At 37.2% G+C, this 17,759-nt stretch carries 15 protein-coding genes; 2 read left to right on the top strand and 13 right to left on the bottom strand.

Annotation, left to right across the window (positions count from 1 at the left end):
* On the top strand, window positions 1-911 hold a 911-nt coding region (locus DK207_RS15135), incomplete at its 5' end, for an aromatic amino acid transaminase (RefSeq protein WP_109441908.1).
* A gap of 197 nt (window positions 912-1,108) precedes the next feature.
* Entirely contained in the window at window positions 1,109-2,479 is a 1,371-nt protein-coding gene (locus DK207_RS15130; protein ID WP_109441907.1) for a phosphomannomutase CpsG, read from the top strand.
* A gap of 48 nt (window positions 2,480-2,527) precedes the next feature.
* On the opposite strand, the gene galE is transcribed toward DK207_RS15130, so the two are convergent.
* The 13 genes from galE to DK207_RS15065 form a co-directional block, all read right to left on the bottom strand.
* The gene (gene galE, locus DK207_RS15125) at window positions 2,528-3,544 is read right to left on the bottom strand and encodes a UDP-glucose 4-epimerase GalE (RefSeq protein WP_109441906.1); all 1,017 of its coding nucleotides are present in this window, start codon (window positions 3,542-3,544) and stop codon (window positions 2,528-2,530) included.
* Window positions 3,537-5,210, bottom strand: coding sequence for a glucose-6-phosphate isomerase (pgi, locus tag DK207_RS15120; protein ID WP_109441905.1), 1,674 nt, complete (start codon window positions 5,208-5,210; stop codon window positions 3,537-3,539). Before pgi ends, galE begins: the two co-directional genes overlap by 8 nt.
* A 2-nt stretch (window positions 5,211-5,212) precedes the next feature.
* Window positions 5,213-6,472: a nucleotide sugar dehydrogenase gene (locus DK207_RS15115; RefSeq protein ID WP_109441904.1), complete on the bottom strand. Its 1,260-nt coding sequence runs from the start codon at window positions 6,470-6,472 to the stop codon at window positions 5,213-5,215.
* Between the two features lie 16 nt (window positions 6,473-6,488).
* Entirely contained in the window at window positions 6,489-7,364 is an 876-nt protein-coding gene (gene galU, locus DK207_RS15110) for a UTP--glucose-1-phosphate uridylyltransferase GalU (RefSeq protein ID WP_109441903.1), read from the bottom strand.
* 13 nt (window positions 7,365-7,377) lie between these two features.
* Window positions 7,378-9,252 carry a polysaccharide biosynthesis protein gene (locus DK207_RS15105; RefSeq protein WP_109441902.1) on the bottom strand — a complete coding sequence of 625 codons (1,875 nt, stop codon included), beginning with the start codon at window positions 9,250-9,252 and terminating at the stop codon, window positions 7,378-7,380.
* Window positions 9,253-9,403: 151 nt separating this feature from the next.
* Window positions 9,404-10,579, bottom strand: coding sequence for a DegT/DnrJ/EryC1/StrS family aminotransferase (locus tag DK207_RS15100; protein WP_109441901.1), 1,176 nt, complete (start codon window positions 10,577-10,579; stop codon window positions 9,404-9,406).
* 100 nt (window positions 10,580-10,679) lie between these two features.
* On the bottom strand, window positions 10,680-11,342 hold the full coding sequence (locus DK207_RS15095) for an acetyltransferase (RefSeq protein ID WP_109441900.1): 663 nt from the start codon (window positions 11,340-11,342) through the stop codon (window positions 10,680-10,682).
* Window positions 11,329-11,943, bottom strand: coding sequence for a sugar transferase (locus DK207_RS15090; protein WP_109441899.1), 615 nt, complete (start codon window positions 11,941-11,943; stop codon window positions 11,329-11,331). The genes DK207_RS15095 and DK207_RS15090 overlap by 14 nt, the downstream gene beginning before the upstream one ends.
* A gap of 3 nt (window positions 11,944-11,946) precedes the next feature.
* Window positions 11,947-13,182: a glycosyltransferase family 4 protein gene (locus DK207_RS15085; RefSeq protein ID WP_109441898.1), complete on the bottom strand. Its 1,236-nt coding sequence runs from the start codon at window positions 13,180-13,182 to the stop codon at window positions 11,947-11,949.
* Window positions 13,183-13,188: 6 nt separating this feature from the next.
* Complete coding sequence (gene wecB / locus DK207_RS15080) at window positions 13,189-14,259, bottom strand: non-hydrolyzing UDP-N-acetylglucosamine 2-epimerase (protein WP_109441897.1); 1,071 nt, start codon at window positions 14,257-14,259, stop codon at window positions 13,189-13,191.
* Between the two features lie 3 nt (window positions 14,260-14,262).
* Window positions 14,263-15,369, bottom strand: coding sequence for a glycosyltransferase family 4 protein (locus tag DK207_RS15075; protein WP_109441896.1), 1,107 nt, complete (start codon window positions 15,367-15,369; stop codon window positions 14,263-14,265).
* Window positions 15,369-16,604 (bottom strand): hypothetical protein, encoded by a 1,236-nt coding sequence (locus DK207_RS15070; RefSeq protein ID WP_109441895.1) that lies wholly within the window; start codon window positions 16,602-16,604, stop codon window positions 15,369-15,371. The genes DK207_RS15075 and DK207_RS15070 overlap by 1 nt, the downstream gene beginning before the upstream one ends.
* Window positions 16,601-17,713, bottom strand: a complete 1,113-nt coding sequence (locus DK207_RS15065) for a D-glucuronyl C5-epimerase family protein (RefSeq protein ID WP_162540249.1) — start codon at window positions 17,711-17,713, stop codon at window positions 16,601-16,603. The genes DK207_RS15070 and DK207_RS15065 overlap by 4 nt, the downstream gene beginning before the upstream one ends.
* Window positions 17,714-17,759: the final 46 nt, after the last annotated feature.

The raw sequence follows: 17,759 nt of genomic DNA, 5'->3' as shown, positions 1-17,759 counted from the left end.
TTCAGACACTGGGTGGTTCAGGTGCATTAAAAGTGGGTGCAGATTTCTTAAAAACCTATTTCCCAAATTCAGAAGTCTGGGTGAGCCAACCAACGTGGGATAACCATGTTGCGATCTTCAACGGTGCAGGTATCAAGAGCAACTTCTATCCATACTTCGATGCAGAAACGCGTGGTGTTGATTTTGATGGCATGTTGTCGACACTAAAAACTTTGCCAGAACAAAGCATCGTGTTGTTACACCCTTGCTGCCACAACCCGACTGGTGCGGATCTAAATCCAGCACAGTGGGATCAAGTGATTGCGGTATTAAAAGAGCGTAACCTGATTCCATTCCTCGACATCGCTTACCAAGGCTTTGGCGATGGTATGGAGCAAGATGCTTATGCAATTCGTGCTTTAGACCAAGCAGGTTTGAACTTCATCGTCAGCAACTCATTTTCTAAAATCTTCTCACTTTATGGTGAGCGTGTTGGCGGTTTAACCTTCGTATGTGATGATGCTGAAGCAGCACAATGCACATTCGGTCAATTAAAAGCAACAGTACGTCGTATCTACTCTAGCCCACCAACAACAGGTGCATGGTTGGTTGATCAAGTGCTCAATGACGCTGATCTAAATCAACAATGGCAAGGTGAAGTCAAAGAGATGCGTGAGCGTATTATCAAAATGCGTAGCATCTTAAAAGATGAGTTGACGAAAGCACTTCCTGACCGTGACTTTAGCTACCTAGTCAACCAAAAAGGGATGTTCAGCTACACAGGTTTGACAGGCGAACAAGTTGATACCTTACGTGAAGAATATGCAATTTACCTTGTACGCAGTGGTCGTATCTGTGTTGCAGGTTTAAATATGAATAATATTTATAAAGTTGCAAACGCGATGGCTGAAGTTTTAGCAAAATCAGCTTAAGAAACTGAATTGCTAAACTTAAAAAGGTTGTTTCACGTGAAACAACCTTTTTTATTTACGACACAAATATTTAGATTTGATCACCAAACTTAGATATAAAAACCATTAATGATTAAATCTGTATCAATCAATGTTCAATCCAGCCGAGTCTTTGTATACTGCAACACATTGATAAACTACAAACAGCTCTTTAAAAAATGACTCAACTGACTTGCTTCAAAGCGTATGATATTCGCGGAAAATTAGGTACAGAACTGAACGAAGACATCGCCTATAAAATTGGTCGTGCGTACGGACAAATCTATCAACCTAAGAAAATTGTGATTGGTTGTGACATCCGTTTAAGTAGTGAAGGTTTAAAACAAGCGACCATTCGTGGTCTAAATGATGCAGGCGTCAACGTTCTAGATTTGGGTATGACGGGCACTGAAGAAGTCTACTTCGGCGCTTTTCATCTTGATGTACAAGGTGGCATTGAAGTGACTGCCAGCCATAATCCAATGGACTACAACGGTATGAAATTGGTCCGTGAAAATGCACGTCCAATCAGTGCTGATACAGGATTAAAAGACATCCAAGCCCTTGCAGAATCAGGTGCTTTTATAGAAGTTGAGCAAAAAGGTACAACTGAAAACTATAATATTTTACCTGAGTTTATCGATCACTTGTTAACCTATATCGATCCTCAGAAAATTAAACCACTCAAGCTGGTGGTGAATGCAGGTAATGGCGCAGCAGGTCATGTGATTGATGCGATTGAGCAGAAATTCCAACAACTGAATATTCCTGTTGAATTTATTAAAATTCACCATGAAGCAGATGGCACTTTCCCAAATGGGATTCCGAACCCAATTTTAATTGAAAATCGAGATAGTACTCGCGATGCTGTGCTTGCACATCATGCAGATATGGGTATTGCATGGGATGGTGACTTTGACCGCTGCTTCCTATTTGATGAAAAAGGTCAATTTATTGAAGGCTATTACATTGTTGGTTTATTGGCACAAGCATTCTTGATTAAACAATCAGGTGAGAAAATTGTGCATGATCCACGTCTAGTTTGGAATACCTTTGATATCGTAGAGCAATATGATGGCGTCGCGGTTCAATCAAAATCTGGGCATGCCTTTATTAAAGACGTGATGCGTGAGCACAATGCCGTTTACGGCGGAGAAATGAGTGCACATCATTATTTCCGAGATTTTGCTTATTGCGATAGCGGTATGATTCCTTGGTTACTCACCATTGCCCTGCTTTCTGAGACAGATCAATCACTTTCAACATTGGTTGAAAATATGATTGCCAAGTTCCCATGTAGCGGCGAAATCAATTTCAAAGTAGCAGACACTCAAGCAACGGTGCAAAAAATCTTTGATCATTATGCCGATCAAAATCCACAAATCGACCGTACTGATGGGGTCAGTCTTGATTTTGGTGCTTGGCGTTTGAATGTCCGCGCCTCCAATACCGAACCATTACTTCGCCTCAATATTGAAAGTCGCGCCGACAAAAATTCTCAACCAATGCAAAGTTATGTGGATGAGCTAACTGCATTGATTCAAGGATAATTCGATTCAATAAAAAAAGGAGCTTCGAGCTCCTTTTTTTATAATTTTTTAATGATATCCATTTGGATTTTGCTTTTGCCAATTCCAACTGTCAGCGAGCATATCTTCCAACGTATGCTGAGCTTTCCACCCCAACTCTTGCTCAGCACGAGATGCGTCCGCATAAAAAGCTGGTAAGTCCCCTTCTCTACGTTCGACAAATTCTGTTTTAATCGTTACACCATTCACTTTTTCAAATGTCTCTTTGATTTGTAATACTGAAATTGGCTTTCCTGTACCAATATTCCAAGCCCGACATCCATGATGATTTAAGCGATTATTAACGGCTAATACATGGGCCCGTGCTAAGTCAACTACATGAATAAAATCTCGCTCGCAGGTTCCATCTGTAGTGGAATAATCCTTACCAAAGATGGATAATTTTTCTCTTCTACCTACAGCGACCTGAGTAACAAATGGCATCAGATTATTTGGAATTCCTTGAGGATCTTCACCAATTTGACCACTTTTATGCGCTCCCACTGGGTTGAAATACCGCAATAGTGCAATCGACCAACGAGGATCAGCTACGCTTAACTTCTCCAACATTTGTTCAATGACCAATTTTGTATAGCCATAATTATTATTGGGTAAATTTAATGGCATATCCTCCTGATAAGGAGATGAATTTAACTCACCATAAACCGTTGCTGAGGAACTAAAGACGAGTGTGCACACGCCTGCTTGTTCCATCGACTTTATAAGTTGAATACTACCGGAAATATTATTGTCAAAATAAATCGAAGGTTTAACCTGACTCTCACCCACAGCTTTTAAACCAGCAAAATGAATCACTGCTTCAATTTCATGATCTTGAAAGACTTGATCCAAATCAGTTTGATCACGAATGTCACCTTGAATAAAAATTAAGGATCGATTTGCTAATTTTTGAACACGTGCTAGAGAGGTTTCAGAACTATTGGATAAATTATCAAAAACGATCACCTCATGACCCGCATCAAGTAACTCTAAACAGGTATGCGAACCAATATAGCCAGCACCACCTGTGACTAAAATTTTAGCCATCAGTCTTTCCTAATAATATTTTCAATAATCCTTGTGTCGAAGCATCGAAGGCAGATAAGTCAGCTTGCTCACCATTTAAAATTGGTAACAACTGATTCGCTATCTCCTTACCTTTTTCCACACCCCATTGATCAAAAGGATTAATATTCCACAAGACTGATTGCACAAAGACTTTATGTTCATACATTGCAATCAACATTCCTAAACTATAAGGATTCAGCTCTTTTAATAATATTGTTGAGCTTGGTTGATTACCTTCATACTGCTTATAAGCAGGTAAATTTTGTAACTCATCAGCAGCAAGTGCTTGATTACCAAAGGCCAATAATCGTGATTGTGCCAAACAATTTGATAATGCTAGATGATGCTGTTCAACGAACGCATCTGCATTCTCTACATAAGTAAATTGATTCCCATTATAGCGTTTCACGGGTGCAATGAAATCGCAACTCACCGAATGTGTGCCTTGATGTAAAAGTTGATAAAATGCATGCTGTGCATTTGGTCCAACCTCTCCCCACACAATTGGACAGGTTGCAGTATCAACTTTTTCGCCATTTCGCTGAATCGACTTCCCATTCGACTCCATTTCCAATTGCTGTAAATACGCCGCAAAATATTTCAAACGTCCATCATATGGCAATACAGCATGGGTCTGGATATCCAGAAAATTGTTATTCCATGCGCCTAACAAACCCATCAGGACTGGAATATTTTGATGAAATGACGCGTTTTGAAAATGTTGGTCAATCGCATGCGCACCCGCTAACAATTGCTTAAAACCTGCTACACCAATGGTTAACGCAATTGGTAAACCAATACAGGACCATAGGGAATAGCGACCACCCACCCAATCCCAAAGTAACAATTGTTTATCAGATGCAATTCCCCATTCCGTCATTTTTTCAGGCTTAGTTGAAACCCCAATAAAATGATTTTTTAGAATTTTGTCATTGCTACCTAAAGCTTTTTCTAACCATTGACGGACAGTTTGTGCATTGGAAAGCGTATCAATAGTGCCAAACGATTTTGATGAAATAATAAACAGCGTCGTTTCTGGTCGTAACTGATGTAATAAATCAGATAACTGACTTCCATCCATGGTGGAAACAAAATGAACGGCTAAAGGTTTAGCAGTCGGTACTTTAAAATCAGACAGTGCGTGAGTCACCATCAATGGACCCAAGTCTGATCCACCCACACCAATATTGACCACATCCTGAATCACCTCACCCGTAGCACCGCGATATTGCCCAGCGTGAATTTTTTCTACTAAGGCATACATACGATCAAGTTGTGTATGGACTTGTGCTGTAATTTCAGGATGAAAAGCTGAATCTTGGGGTAACCGCAGAGCCCAATGCATCGCAGCACGCTGCTCGGTATAATTAATTTGTTCAGTTGAAAATAATTTTTTGATCCATTGTCCTAAACTTTGTGCATTTGCGAATTCAACTAAAGCTTTTAAAATATGTTGATCAACACGATGCTTACTAAAATCAAAGACAATTTGATCATGCTCAACCGAAAAACGGCTAAAACGTGCAGGATCTTCTGCAAACAAGGTGTTGAGATGTATATCTTTAAATTGCGTTTGTAAAGATACTAGATGCTCTAAAACGGAAGCCTGCTCTTGTATAGGAAAAGGCTGTATGTGTTTAGCCATAATTAACGCCCCACGCCCATATAAGCAAAACCTTGTGATTTCACATAATGAGGATCATAAATATTACGTCCATCTAAAATCAAAGGATGTTCCATTAATTGTAGCAACTGTCTAAAGTCAGGACTCCAATATTGCTTCCATGCCGTTAAGGTGCATAGTCCGTGGGCATGACGAACCGCATCATACTGATCATCACAGAGGATTAAATCGGGTCTTTCACCATAAATCATCGCAATTTCATCTAATGCTTGTGGATCATGTAAACGCACCGTTACACCTTGTGCCCACAACGCTTTTAGCATCTGGTGTATCGGTGATTGTTGAATACTTGAAGTATTTTCCTTAAAGGAAGCTCCCCATATTGCTATGGTTTTTGCTTCCAATTCACCATGATAATAATTCCATAATTTACGGAACAGAATTTCTTTTTGTTGCTCATTAATGTCCCAAACTTGCGCAAGTAATTGACTTTTGACGCCAGTATTTGCCACGGTACTCGCCAAGGTCAAAACATCATGAGAAAAATTCTCCCCACCAAAGCCAGCGCCAGGATATAGGTAAGCATCGCCAATACGATTATCTGCAGCCATACCCTGTCTGACCGAAGCAATATCGATACCGAGTTTTTCAGCAACCACCGCTAAATCATTTATATAGCTTATTCGGGTTGCCAACATGCCTGAGATACTAAGTTTGGTAAACTCCGCATCTAAAATCGGCATGAACAAATATTGTTGCTCTAATGGGAAAAAAGGTCTTAACAACTCTTTTACTTTGCTTTGGGCACGGTTATCCAAACATCCAACAATTAACTGCTTAGCCTGAGTCAAACTTTGTAGGGCATTACCTTCTTGGATCGTGTCAGGCAAATACACCCAATCATCTTCCGAAAGGATCTGCTGCATTTTTTCCGTGCCATGCAAACCAAAGGTAGAGGCATTGATCATCAACTTAGGATGAATAATAGTCCGTTGTTTTAGGGCGTCTAAAAGCTCAAATACGAAGGTTTCTTGAGTTTGGTTAAAGCTAAATAAGTATCCATCAATATCTAAGGGTAGATCTTGAAGCGCAGCATATTTTAGAAAACCACTTTTCAACTGTTTTTCTAATAAACGGCTGACATTTTCATCATGAAACACATAGTGCAAACTATGTTCTTGTTTCTGCGTATCTGAACACCAATACACAAAGTGTCCAGATTCAGAAAGTAGCGCAGACATTACTCCTGCATATAAGGTATTGCCAAAAATTGCAATTTTCATAACCGTTAACCCTAACCTACAGGGCTAACTCACGAATTAAGCCCTTAAAATCTTCACCCAATTTTGGATGTTCAATACCATAATGTAATACAGCTTTAAGATAACCAATCTTACTACCGCAATCAAAGGTCTGGCCTTTCATACGATAGGCTTCAACAGCCTCAAGCTGCTGTAAACTGGCAATCGCATCGGTCAATTGAATTTCATTGCCCGCGCCACGTGGGGTATTTTCCAACATCGCCATAATTTTCGCTGGTAAGATATATCGCCCCACCACCGATAAATTCGAAGGCGCCGTTCCTACTGCTGGTTTCTCTACAATCCCTTGCATGACAATACTCTCTCCTTCATTCGGAGAATTTGCCACATCAACGATACCATATTGATCGACTAAATGATCAGGCACCGCTTCCACCATGATCTGAGCAGCTTGTGATTGTTCAAAGCGTTGAATCATCAACGATAAATCATTTTCTGTCGCAGCATCTTTCACCAACACATCTGGCAATAACACCGCAAAAGCTTCATTACCCACGATATCTTTCGCACAAAGCACAGCATGTCCAAGCCCCAAAGGCTGCGGCTGACGTACACTGACTACACTGACATGTTTCGGCAAGATATCAGTAATTTCTTTGAGTAAATCAAATTTCTGCTTTTGTTCTAAAGTCGTCTCAAGCTCAAAATTACGATCAAAATAATTTTCGATAGATGCTTTGGAGGAATGGGTCACCAAAATGATTTGCTCGATTCCAGCCTTCACAGCTTCATTCACAACATATTCAATCGCAGGACGATCCACTACCGTGACCATTTCTTTTGGAATAGATTTACTCGCTGGCAGAAAACGCGTACCTAAACCTGCAACAGGTAAAATTGCTTTTTTGATCATAACTTCTCTCAAATTAATTCACTCTGACTTCGCCGCTACGCTTATAACCGTCAACATAATGTTCAAGCTGGGTCAATGCCCAATCGACATCATGGTCAATTGCCGTCATTTGATTGATTCTAGCAAAAATTTCTTGGATTTCTTCTAACGGATAATGCTTTTCGAAAGAACGAAGAATTCGCGTATGCTGGGTGTATTCTGTATTTTCCTGATCAATCAGTAACTCTTCATACAGTTTTTCACCAGGTCTTAAACCACTGTACGCAATTTCAATATCACCTTCTAAAGAACCCGCTTCACGTACTTTTAAACCACTGAGTTTAATCATTTGACGCGCGAGATCTTGGATACGAACAGGTTCTCCCATATCCAGTAAGAATACATCACCGCCCGAACCTAATGCGCCAGCCTGAATCACCAACTGAGATGCCTCGGGAATGGTCATAAAATAGCGTGTCACATCTGGATGCGTCACAGTGATGGGACCACCAACAGCGATTTGCTGTTTAAATAATGGCACCACAGAACCAGAAGAACCGAGAACATTACCAAAACGAACGATACTGATTTGTGTATTCGGCTGCGTCTCGGCCACTGCCTGACAATAAAGCTCAGCCATACGTTTAGAAGCACCCATCACATTGGTTGGACGAACTGCTTTATCCGTTGAAATGAGAACAAAGGTTTCTACACCTTTTTTCACTGCCGCATTCAAACTATTTGCGGTTCCAATTGCATTGTTTTTTAAGCCTGCAATTGGGTTACATTCAACTAACGGTACATGTTTATACGCCGCGGCATGATAGACTGTCTGGATGTGATATTGTTCGATAATTCGCTCAAGCTTTTGTTGATCTTGTACCGTTCCTAATATAGGAACAATGTCGCAAGTTGCGGTGCGTCTTAGCTCTTTATCAATATCGTAAAGCGCAAACTCGGTTAGTTCATATATAACCAAAAGTTTGGGTTTATTTTTAATAATTTGACGGCATAGCTCTGAGCCAATTGAACCACCTGCACCTGTCACCATCACGACTTTATCTTGAATATTTTTAACCAACAGATGAGCAATTGGTGGCACAGGATCACGTCCCAGTAAGTCAATAATATCAACTTCCTGAATATCAGAAACCCGAATCTCGCCATCCACTAACTGGGTTAAACCCGGTAACTCTGTGATTTTAAGTCGTGCAGATTCAAACTGTTGAATGATTTCAGTTTTACGTACACGCCCAACAGAAGGGATCGCCAAAAGGATTTCATCGATGCGATCTTTTTGGAAACGCTGTAGGGCTTTTTCTACCCCATAGACCTTTAAACCACCGACACTTTGCCCCTGTAAAGAGGTATAATCATCAATAAAAAATACAGGTAAATGATCATCCGAACGATGTAATGCCGCCGCAATTTGCTGTCCCGCATTACCGGCACCATAAATCGCAATTCTTTTACGTCCAATTTCTGAATAGTAAGATGCCTTAATAATAAAACGAATAATTGCACGACTGAGCCATACCCAAGCAAACATCATGAAACCATACATGAATGGTATCGACATCGGGACATAAGCCTGTGTACACATATTGAGTATGTACAAAGCAGCCATGGTTAATGCAACCGAAATTGCCAACTTAACAATAAAGACTTCGTTAAATGTACGTACAATAAAATGATAAACGCCTGTTAAACCTAGACTTAGCACGGCAATGAGGCTTACAAGTGCAATCCCATGATCAATACCAGGAATAACTTCTGCACCTAAATCAAATAAACGAATGACATAGCACAACCATAAAATCACAGGGAAAGCTAAAGCATCCAAAAAAATAAGAAAAATTTGCTTAAATTGCCGTGGTGCTGAGGCGAATTGATGAATAATCTTTTTCACAGTGATCTTCTAATCATCCTACTTTCAGTTCGATCTTTATACGCACTTCTGATCTCACTCGAAATAACTTTTACATATGATGTACACTATTTTTGAAATAGTAGGATACGCATCTCATATCCTAATATTTTTTATGAATTAGTCTGCGACTCTAATTAGCCATCATTGCATGTAATTTCTTAATTACATCCACGGTTTTTTGAACATTCAACTCACTCAAAGTTGGATGAACCAGAAACATTAAACTCGTTTCACCGAGTTGTTGCGCATTTTTAAGGCGCTCAGCCGGTCGCCAAGGCGTACCTTCAAAAGCATGTTCCAAATAAACTTCTGAGCACGAACCACTAAAACATGGTACTTGCTGAGCATTAATTTCTTGCATTACTCGATCACGTGACCAGCCTTCAGGTAACGCATGCTCATTAATTTGTACATAACACTTATAATGAGCATGAATATAATCACCATTTGGACGGTGCACTGTGAAATATGGTGAACCTTCAAAAGCAGCCCATATCTTTTCAGCATTGATTGTCCGCTGCTGAGTCCATTCAGACATACGTTGTAACTGAATACGACCAATCACAGCCTGCATTTCCATCATACGCCAATTCGTGCCAAACGAATCATGTAACCATCGGAAACCTGGGGGATGTTGTTTGTTATAAACGCTATCGTAGCTCTTACCATGGTCTTTATAAGACCACATTTTTTTCCAAAGTTTTTCATCATTGGTGGTGACCATACCACCTTCACCACCTGTAGTCATGATCTTGTCCTGGCAGAATGACCAGGCTGAAATATGCCCGATAGATCCTGCAGGCTTACCTTTATATTGAGCACCATGTGCCTGTGCACAATCTTCAATAACATACAGGCCTTTTTCCTCGGCCAACTGCATAATCGGATCCATATCACACATCCAACCTGCTAAATGTACACAGATAATGGCTTTGGTATTAGGCGTCAAAACAGCTTCGATGGTTCGACGAGAAATATTTTGGGAGTCCAACTCAACATCTGCGAATATAGGATTTGCACCTGCTGTGACAATTGAACTAGCTGAAGCGAGAAAGGTTCGAGATGTCACAATTACGTCATCTCCTGCACCAATACCTAATGCTTTTAACGCAACGTCCAACGCAACCGTTCCATTTGCTAAAGCTACCGCATATTGAGTGCCTGCAAATACAGCAAACTCTTTTTCAAATTCGCGACACTCCTGACCCGTCCAATAGTTCACCTTATTTGAAAGCAATACCTTAGATACAGCATCTGCTTCTTGTTGAGTGAAACTTGGCCATGGTTCAAATGCAGTGTTTAACATCTTAATTTACCTTCTCATTAACCATTATCAAAAATGGCATGCTTTCCGCTTTGATTTTACTTATATGAAAAAACCTGTCTTTCTTCATATAATTTTTGTATTACTTCTTTTCCAATATACGTGCAGGATTGCCAACCACTGTTACACCTGCTGGCACACTTTTGGTCACAACCGCGCCCATTCCAACAACCGCACCTTTTCCAATGATTAAAGGTTTAGCAGGCGTACCCTGTTTAATAACAGCACCTGTCCCAATATAGGCATGATCTTCTATATGTATATTGCCATTGCATTTAACGCCTGGAGCAAAGGTGACGTAATCGCCAATTACACAGTCATGCTCGACATAACTGTACAAATTAGCATGAAAGCATTTACCTATCTTGATGTTTGACGTAATTGTCACAAATGGGCTCAGTGCTGCACCTTCTCCAATCTCAACCTCATCCATAAATAAGGTATTGTCCGCATATACAGACCATAGATTCATTCCATCTTCTACAAGACGATTGGCTATCTTTTCTCTAACACTACTATTGGCGATCGCGATAAGCACATGTTTATTTAAATAATTTAAATCTTTGAAAGCCTGATAGTTTAATGCCACATGACCATTAATCTTTTGAGACTCTACCAAGCTGTCATCTATAAAGTAGAGTTCGGCTTGGATGCCCATCCGTTGTAAGTGCTGACGAGCAACTGGCATTAAACTTCGACCACAACCCGAGGCGCCATAAACCGCATAAATATTATTGTGGTTCATTCTGATTGTCCGATGCTGAACCTGTAAACTTGGTCATCGTTGCTTCGCCTGCTTCATTAATATCATCTTTGGCGATTACTTTTTTCACAGTTTTCAACATGATCTTAAAATCTAACCAGATTGACTGATTTTCAACGTACCAAGTATCTAGTTTAAATTTCTCTTCCCAGCTGATGGCATTTCGTCCATTGACTTGCGCATGGCCCGTCATACCTGGACGGACCTCATGACGTTTGGCTTGCTCTTTATTGTAAAGTGGTAAATATTCCATCAGTAATGGACGAGGCCCTACAACACTCATATCACCTTTAATCACGTTCCACAGCTCTGGCATTTCATCTAAGCTAGTCGAACGAAGCATTTTTCCAAAAGGTGTCAAACGCTCATTATCAGGTAGCGGATTACCCTGCGCATCAACAGCATCCTTCATGGTTCGGAATTTGATCATTTCAAATGGTTTACCATGTAAGCCTGGGCGTGTTTGACGAAATAAAATAGGTGAACCAAGATTCTTTTTTACTTTATAAGCCACAAAAACATATAAAGGAGATAAAAGGACCAATGCAGTAGAGGCAATGATAATATCCAGTAATCTTTTCATTTGTTATCCATTATCAAAAACAATATTTTCAAGTTTCTCAGCAATAATGCCATATTCAAGATTATCTAATACAAACTGTTTTCCTTTTGCTCCTAACAGTTGACGTTGTTCCTCCGTTAAAGCATAAAGTTCCTCTACCGCCTTCACAATAGCTTGAGGATCTTCTGCCTCAATCGTAATTCCAGCTTGAGCTTGCTGAACAATATCCCCTTTACCGGAGAAAGCATGAATAATAGGTTTTCCCGCGTAAAGATATTCTGGTAATTTATTGGGTGCTATACCAAAGCGATAAAGTGAGTTTTTCTGCCACCCGATATAACAAATATCAAACTGCTCTAACATAGACTGGATTTGTTTCTTAGGAATGGCATTAATAAATGTAATATTCTGCAAACCTAAAGATTGAGCTTTCTTTATTAAGTTTTCTTTTTCTTTGCCTGAACCCACAAGTACGAAATGTAGATCAGGATTATGTGATAGATGCTGAGCTGCCTCAATAAGATCATCCATAGCATTGGCAACGCCAATAGTTCCAGTATAACCGATAATAAATTTGTTCTTAGGTAATTGAGCAACTGTTTCTGAACTTAAAGGCTGTTTTTGAGAAACCTCATCTAAAGATACACCGTTCGGTATCCAGTGAAACTTTGCCTTATCCAATCCCCGGCTTTGCATATGTTCAACCGCATTGTATAAATTTGAAAATACATAATCTGCTTTTTTATATGCTCGGTCCTCAATCCAATGCATGAACTTTATAAATGGATGATTCGGGGAATGGCCGCCTAACTCTATTAAAGTTAAAGGCCAAATATCTCTTACTTCAAAAATAAAAGGAACCCTAAATTTGTTTGCGAGATACTTAGCACCCAGATAACCAATAAGAGAAGGAGATGAATATAAAATTACATCTGGCTTGGCTGGAATTACGTTTGACATATTACGTAAAAGCCAAGAGAACTTAAACCAATTTAGTACACGCTGTTTGCTATGCGCTTCCTGATATTCAGGTAAATTGACCCATACAAATGAGAAGTTAGGTATAATTTCCTCAATAAAATACTGCTCGTCAAACTGCTTTGGATTACGTAACAGATGACTATATCGACCAGCAATCACATAAACTTGATGACCTTTCTTTGCGAGCTCTTGGGCCAGATAATAATGTCGACCACCCATTGCTGTTTCTGGGGTAGAGCTATATTGATTAATTAACCAAAAAGTTTTTTGATGATTCATAACGCTCTAAATACCTGCTAATACAGTCGCGATATTTTGCGATGCTTTACCACCGCCGTATAGATTTGAAGGATCCTCAATATTTTTATTTAGCATTACTGTTGTATATTCAATAATTTTTTGGGTATCCGCACCTGCAAGCACGTTCACGCCATTTTCAATTAACTCTACCCATTCGGTTTGATCTCGCATGGTAATACATGGCTTTTTAAAGAAAAATGCTTCTTTTTGTACACCACCACTATCAGAAACTACTGCATTACAATGCTTTAACAACCAAATCATTTCCAAATAACCCACTGGTTCAAGCACCAACATATCCAATTGCAACCCTAAAGATTTTACAACTTTCTGTGTGCGGGGGTGTAATGGCAGCACGACTGGTAAAATATTGTTATGAATGTAATTCAATGCATCCACAATTGCTTTTAGACGTACAGGATCATCGGTATTTTCTGCACGGTGTAATGTAGCAACAATAAAATTACTTTCAGGTACAGCTTTAAGTGCTTCACCTTTTACTGCACGCTCAGCAAAAAACATTGATGAATCTTGCATCACATCGCCCACATTTAAAACCTGAACTGGTTTAGCCTCAAAACCTTCATTTTTCAAGTTTTTAACAGCAGTTTCAGTTGGGCAGAATAAAATATCACTGACTTGATCCGTCAAAATTCGGTTAATTTCCTCTGGCATACGCATATTAAAACTACGTAAACCTGCTTCAATATGCGCAATAGGAATATGTAATTTAGATGCTGCTAATGCGCCTGCTAATGTTGAATTCGTATCACCATATACCATTAAACGATCTGGTTTTGACTCTAAGCAAATTTTTTCAATCGCTTCTAGCATGCGACCAGTCATTGAGCCGTGGCTACCGCTATTAATATCTAATTGGTAATGAGGCTTTGGAATACCTAGTTGGTCAAAGAAAATATTCGACATGTTGGCATCAAAATGCTGACCAGTGTGAATAATTTCTTCAGATAAACCGGCTGTTTTTTCAATTGCAGCTGAAACTACACTTGCTTTAATAAACTGTGGACGTGCACCAATAACAGTTAAGATTTTCATTTGTTAACTACCTAATAACTCTTCGTATAACTTAAATAATTTAGCCTCTTCAATAGACCAATTGTATTTTTCATTTACAGCGTTAATACCATTTTTACCCATTTCTTGTGCAAGCTCTTTATTTGAAACTAATTTATCAATAGCAGCAGCAATTTCTTTAGGACTTTCTGGATTTACGCATATACCACAATTATTACCCTCAATAATAGATTTCCATAGTGGGTAATTTGAACCGATAACAGGAATACCAGCACTCATGTATTCAAACATTTTATTCGGTTGTGCATCGATATGATTTGGCACAGGTAAGAAAGTTACCAACCCAGCTACAGATGACTGTAAAACCTCTTTAACTTCATTTCTATTTAGCTGTCCGAGTTCATTAACTCTCGACCATCCCTCACTTCTCCGAGCATTTTCATAAGTAATTTTTTCGCCAAAAGAGCCTACAAGATTTAATTTTGTGGAAGTTTTTAATAGACTTAAAGAACTTACTACCTGTTCAATTCCTCGTATTTTTGAAATTCCACCGACATATGCAATTTCATTTTGAATTTTCGACCAATCTTTATCTAATGGCGTAAGCTCTCCCAATAATGGATAGTTATTAATATCAATAACTTTTTTACAAAATTTAGAAAATTTATCTCGAATAGCAGGAGTAGCTGTTACTATACAATCAAGTTTTGAACATATATATTCTTCATAATATTTAGCAAACATAGAAATAATTTTTGCTAAAAATAGATTTAGGTAAGGTTTAGCTAATATTTGCTTAGGAAGGTCTTCGTGAGCATCAAAAATTACTTTTTTACCACTATTTTTTAATTTTAATGCAATAAATAATAATTCTGGATCATGTAAATGATAAATATCAGCATTAATATCTAGCGCAGCTTTCAAAACTTTATTAGGAGTATTAAAAATTCTATCTTGCCTTGAACTTGGTTTCCCAATATCAATAATATTTATATTATTATTGACCTCATTCCCAATACCATCTGCAACAACCAGAAAGGTAGTAAATTTTTTAGATAAAGAGCTACATTGTTTTCTAAAAATACGAATATCAAATCTTGGATGAGCAGAGGTTAAATGACAAATTTTCATCAAGATTTCCTTAAATAACCAGAGTAACTAAAAAGATATAAAATTAATATACATGGAATAAATCCATATGATAATAGAACTGTATAAAATGAGCTATTACATAAAGCATAACCAATCAGAATCATTAAAGCACATAATATATTTGCTCCAATATACTTTGTTAAACTATTTGAAAAAATCAATATTAACAACAAAATAAAAGAGTTAATTATTAAACCATGCCAGCCAAATCGACCTACAGCCTCACCAAAAAAACCTGAATTAGCAGACCCTATAGTATTATAATAATATTCAGAAATTAAATGAGGAGCATATTTTGTATTTTCATTATTATAGACAACAAAGTATTCGAAAAATTTAGCACCATTTGACCCTGGAGCAACAATCACTCTTCTCAACCAATGTAAAACTACAATCTTAATCCCCATTAGCTTAAAAACAACAATATTAATTATAATAAAACTTGGCAAAAAAATCGAAAAAAAGTAGCCAAAGTTATTAATATTACGCAGTGAAAAATAAAAAAATAAAACCACAAATAGTGAAAAAGCAATACTCTTTAATCCAGATGAAGTGAAAATAACATAACTAAGCGAAATAGAAGTAAAAATAAAAATAACTTTTAACCACTTATTACTTTGTTTTAAAGCTAAGATAAAAAGTAAAGGTGAAAAAAGATACCCACCAAGCATTGTTGCATAACCTACATAAATATTTGATGATTCTTTAAATTCTGCCCTCACACCATAAACATCAGTAATATCAGGTAAAGTTAAGGTGAAACCAAGATTAAATATCAAAATAAAAAAACAAGTTACAACTAGAAAATAGATAAAACCTATCAACCATTTATAATCAATATCCACCAAAGGAAATTTAATTTTAATTTTATTATTAAAATAAGAAATAAAAATAAAACAAAATAAAATATATAAAGAATATACCAATATAATAAAGTCATTCCCAACAACTTGCTTAGGCAAATACAAGATAGTTGGAACAAGAGAAAAGTAATATAAAAAAACTAATATTAAATCTCCAGGCTTTTTTCCTTTATAATTTAAAAATAAACCACCAAACCACGCCATAAAAGCATGATAAACATGACTGCTTTTAAAACCAATATCACAGCCATACCCTGAAATATAACCAAACTCACTACAAACAATATTTATAAGCCAATAAACAGTAGCAATATAAATAGCATTAAATAAATATGGTGACAAATATTTCAAAATTTAGTCCTTCTAAAAAAAACAAGAACAAGGCCTATCAATAAAAATAAAATATATAAAAATAAAAAATGATAGTATGCAAACACCTTATTTCCATACACTAAATAGTTAAAACCTAAGTTTTTACTTTTTACATTCCACTCTTTTGATGTATATTCAGATAAAGTCAAGTTTTTATCTTTTATTACTTTATTTAAATCATTTTTTATCAAATAATCTAATAAACTAGCATGAACAAGATGATATTTTATATTGTTACTATTCTGGTATAAATCATAATAAGACCAACCATTATTATTAAATTGACTTACATTTTTTGCAATTGATTCTAAAAGCTTATTTGAAATATTTTTTGATTCCTTATCTAGAGATTCATATGCTTGAATACCAAAAGTTGAATAAACCATGCCATTAAACACATATGGAAGGTTATTTTGATCTGTAATATTTCTATCCATGTATTCTTCAATCCATGGTTGTCCATTTAAATAAGTTAAACTTCCGAATTCCTCATATTTTGTTAATGAAGAATTATATAAATCTCTTGCAACTTTATAGTATTTTTCTTCACCATATATTTCATAAGCACGTAGTAGTGGTATAATTGCATAAGCATCTGTAAGACCAGACCACCAACCCGATTCTAGCTTGTTATTATTAAAGCCCTTATATGGCCAATCAAAATTATACAAATAATGAGCTTTACCATTTAAAGAATAATCTACATTATCAACTAACCAATCGACGCTATTCTTAAAGTAAATTTTATTTTTCTCTTGATCATTTAAGTCTGGATAAACATTCCAGTATTCTAAAGATGGATCTTCTCTCCATATTAACTTATTTCCTTTATTTTCATAACCAATATGCTCTGAATATATAATAGCATAGTGAACCACATAAAAAGGTGATTGATACTCCCCTATTCTAGCAGAATATGAAATTGGTAAGCCTTTTTCATCAAATTCACGATGGGAGGTTTTACCTTCTTTGATAAAAACTCTTAAAGAAGTATTAAACTCAAATATTTCATAAGCATACTTATTAAATATAAAACTGACCAGGGCAAACCACACTATAAAAATTATGGATTTCTTAAAGCAAGCCATACACAACCTCATTTAATATCAAAGCCCCAATCACAACTATAACTAT

This window comes from Acinetobacter haemolyticus, assembly GCF_900406815.1.
Taxonomy (GTDB): domain Bacteria; phylum Pseudomonadota; class Gammaproteobacteria; order Pseudomonadales; family Moraxellaceae; genus Acinetobacter; species Acinetobacter haemolyticus_A.
This window is presented reverse-complemented; position numbering and strand designations above follow the sequence as displayed.

Coding starts and splice junctions, on each gene's coding strand:
- DK207_RS15130 (WP_109441907.1), top strand. CDS start 1,109: ATGACTCAACTGACTTGCTTCAAAGCGTATGATATTCGCGGAAAATTA.
- galE (WP_109441906.1), bottom strand. CDS start 3,544: ATGGCTAAAATTTTAGTCACAGGTGGTGCTGGCTATATTGGTTCGCAT.
- pgi (WP_109441905.1), bottom strand. CDS start 5,210: ATGGCTAAACACATACAGCCTTTTCCTATACAAGAGCAGGCTTCCGTT.
- DK207_RS15115 (WP_109441904.1), bottom strand. CDS start 6,472: ATGAAAATTGCAATTTTTGGCAATACCTTATATGCAGGAGTAATGTCT.
- galU (WP_109441903.1), bottom strand. CDS start 7,364: ATGATCAAAAAAGCAATTTTACCTGTTGCAGGTTTAGGTACGCGTTTT.
- DK207_RS15100 (WP_109441901.1), bottom strand. CDS start 10,579: ATGTTAAACACTGCATTTGAACCATGGCCAAGTTTCACTCAACAAGAA.
- DK207_RS15095 (WP_109441900.1), bottom strand. CDS start 11,342: ATGAACCACAATAATATTTATGCGGTTTATGGCGCCTCGGGTTGTGGT.
- DK207_RS15090 (WP_109441899.1), bottom strand. CDS start 11,943: ATGAAAAGATTACTGGATATTATCATTGCCTCTACTGCATTGGTCCTT.
- DK207_RS15085 (WP_109441898.1), bottom strand. CDS start 13,182: ATGAATCATCAAAAAACTTTTTGGTTAATTAATCAATATAGCTCTACC.
- wecB (WP_109441897.1), bottom strand. CDS start 14,259: ATGAAAATCTTAACTGTTATTGGTGCACGTCCACAGTTTATTAAAGCA.
- DK207_RS15075 (WP_109441896.1), bottom strand. CDS start 15,369: ATGAAAATTTGTCATTTAACCTCTGCTCATCCAAGATTTGATATTCGT.
- DK207_RS15065 (WP_162540249.1), bottom strand. CDS start 17,713: ATGGCTTGCTTTAAGAAATCCATAATTTTTATAGTGTGGTTTGCCCTG.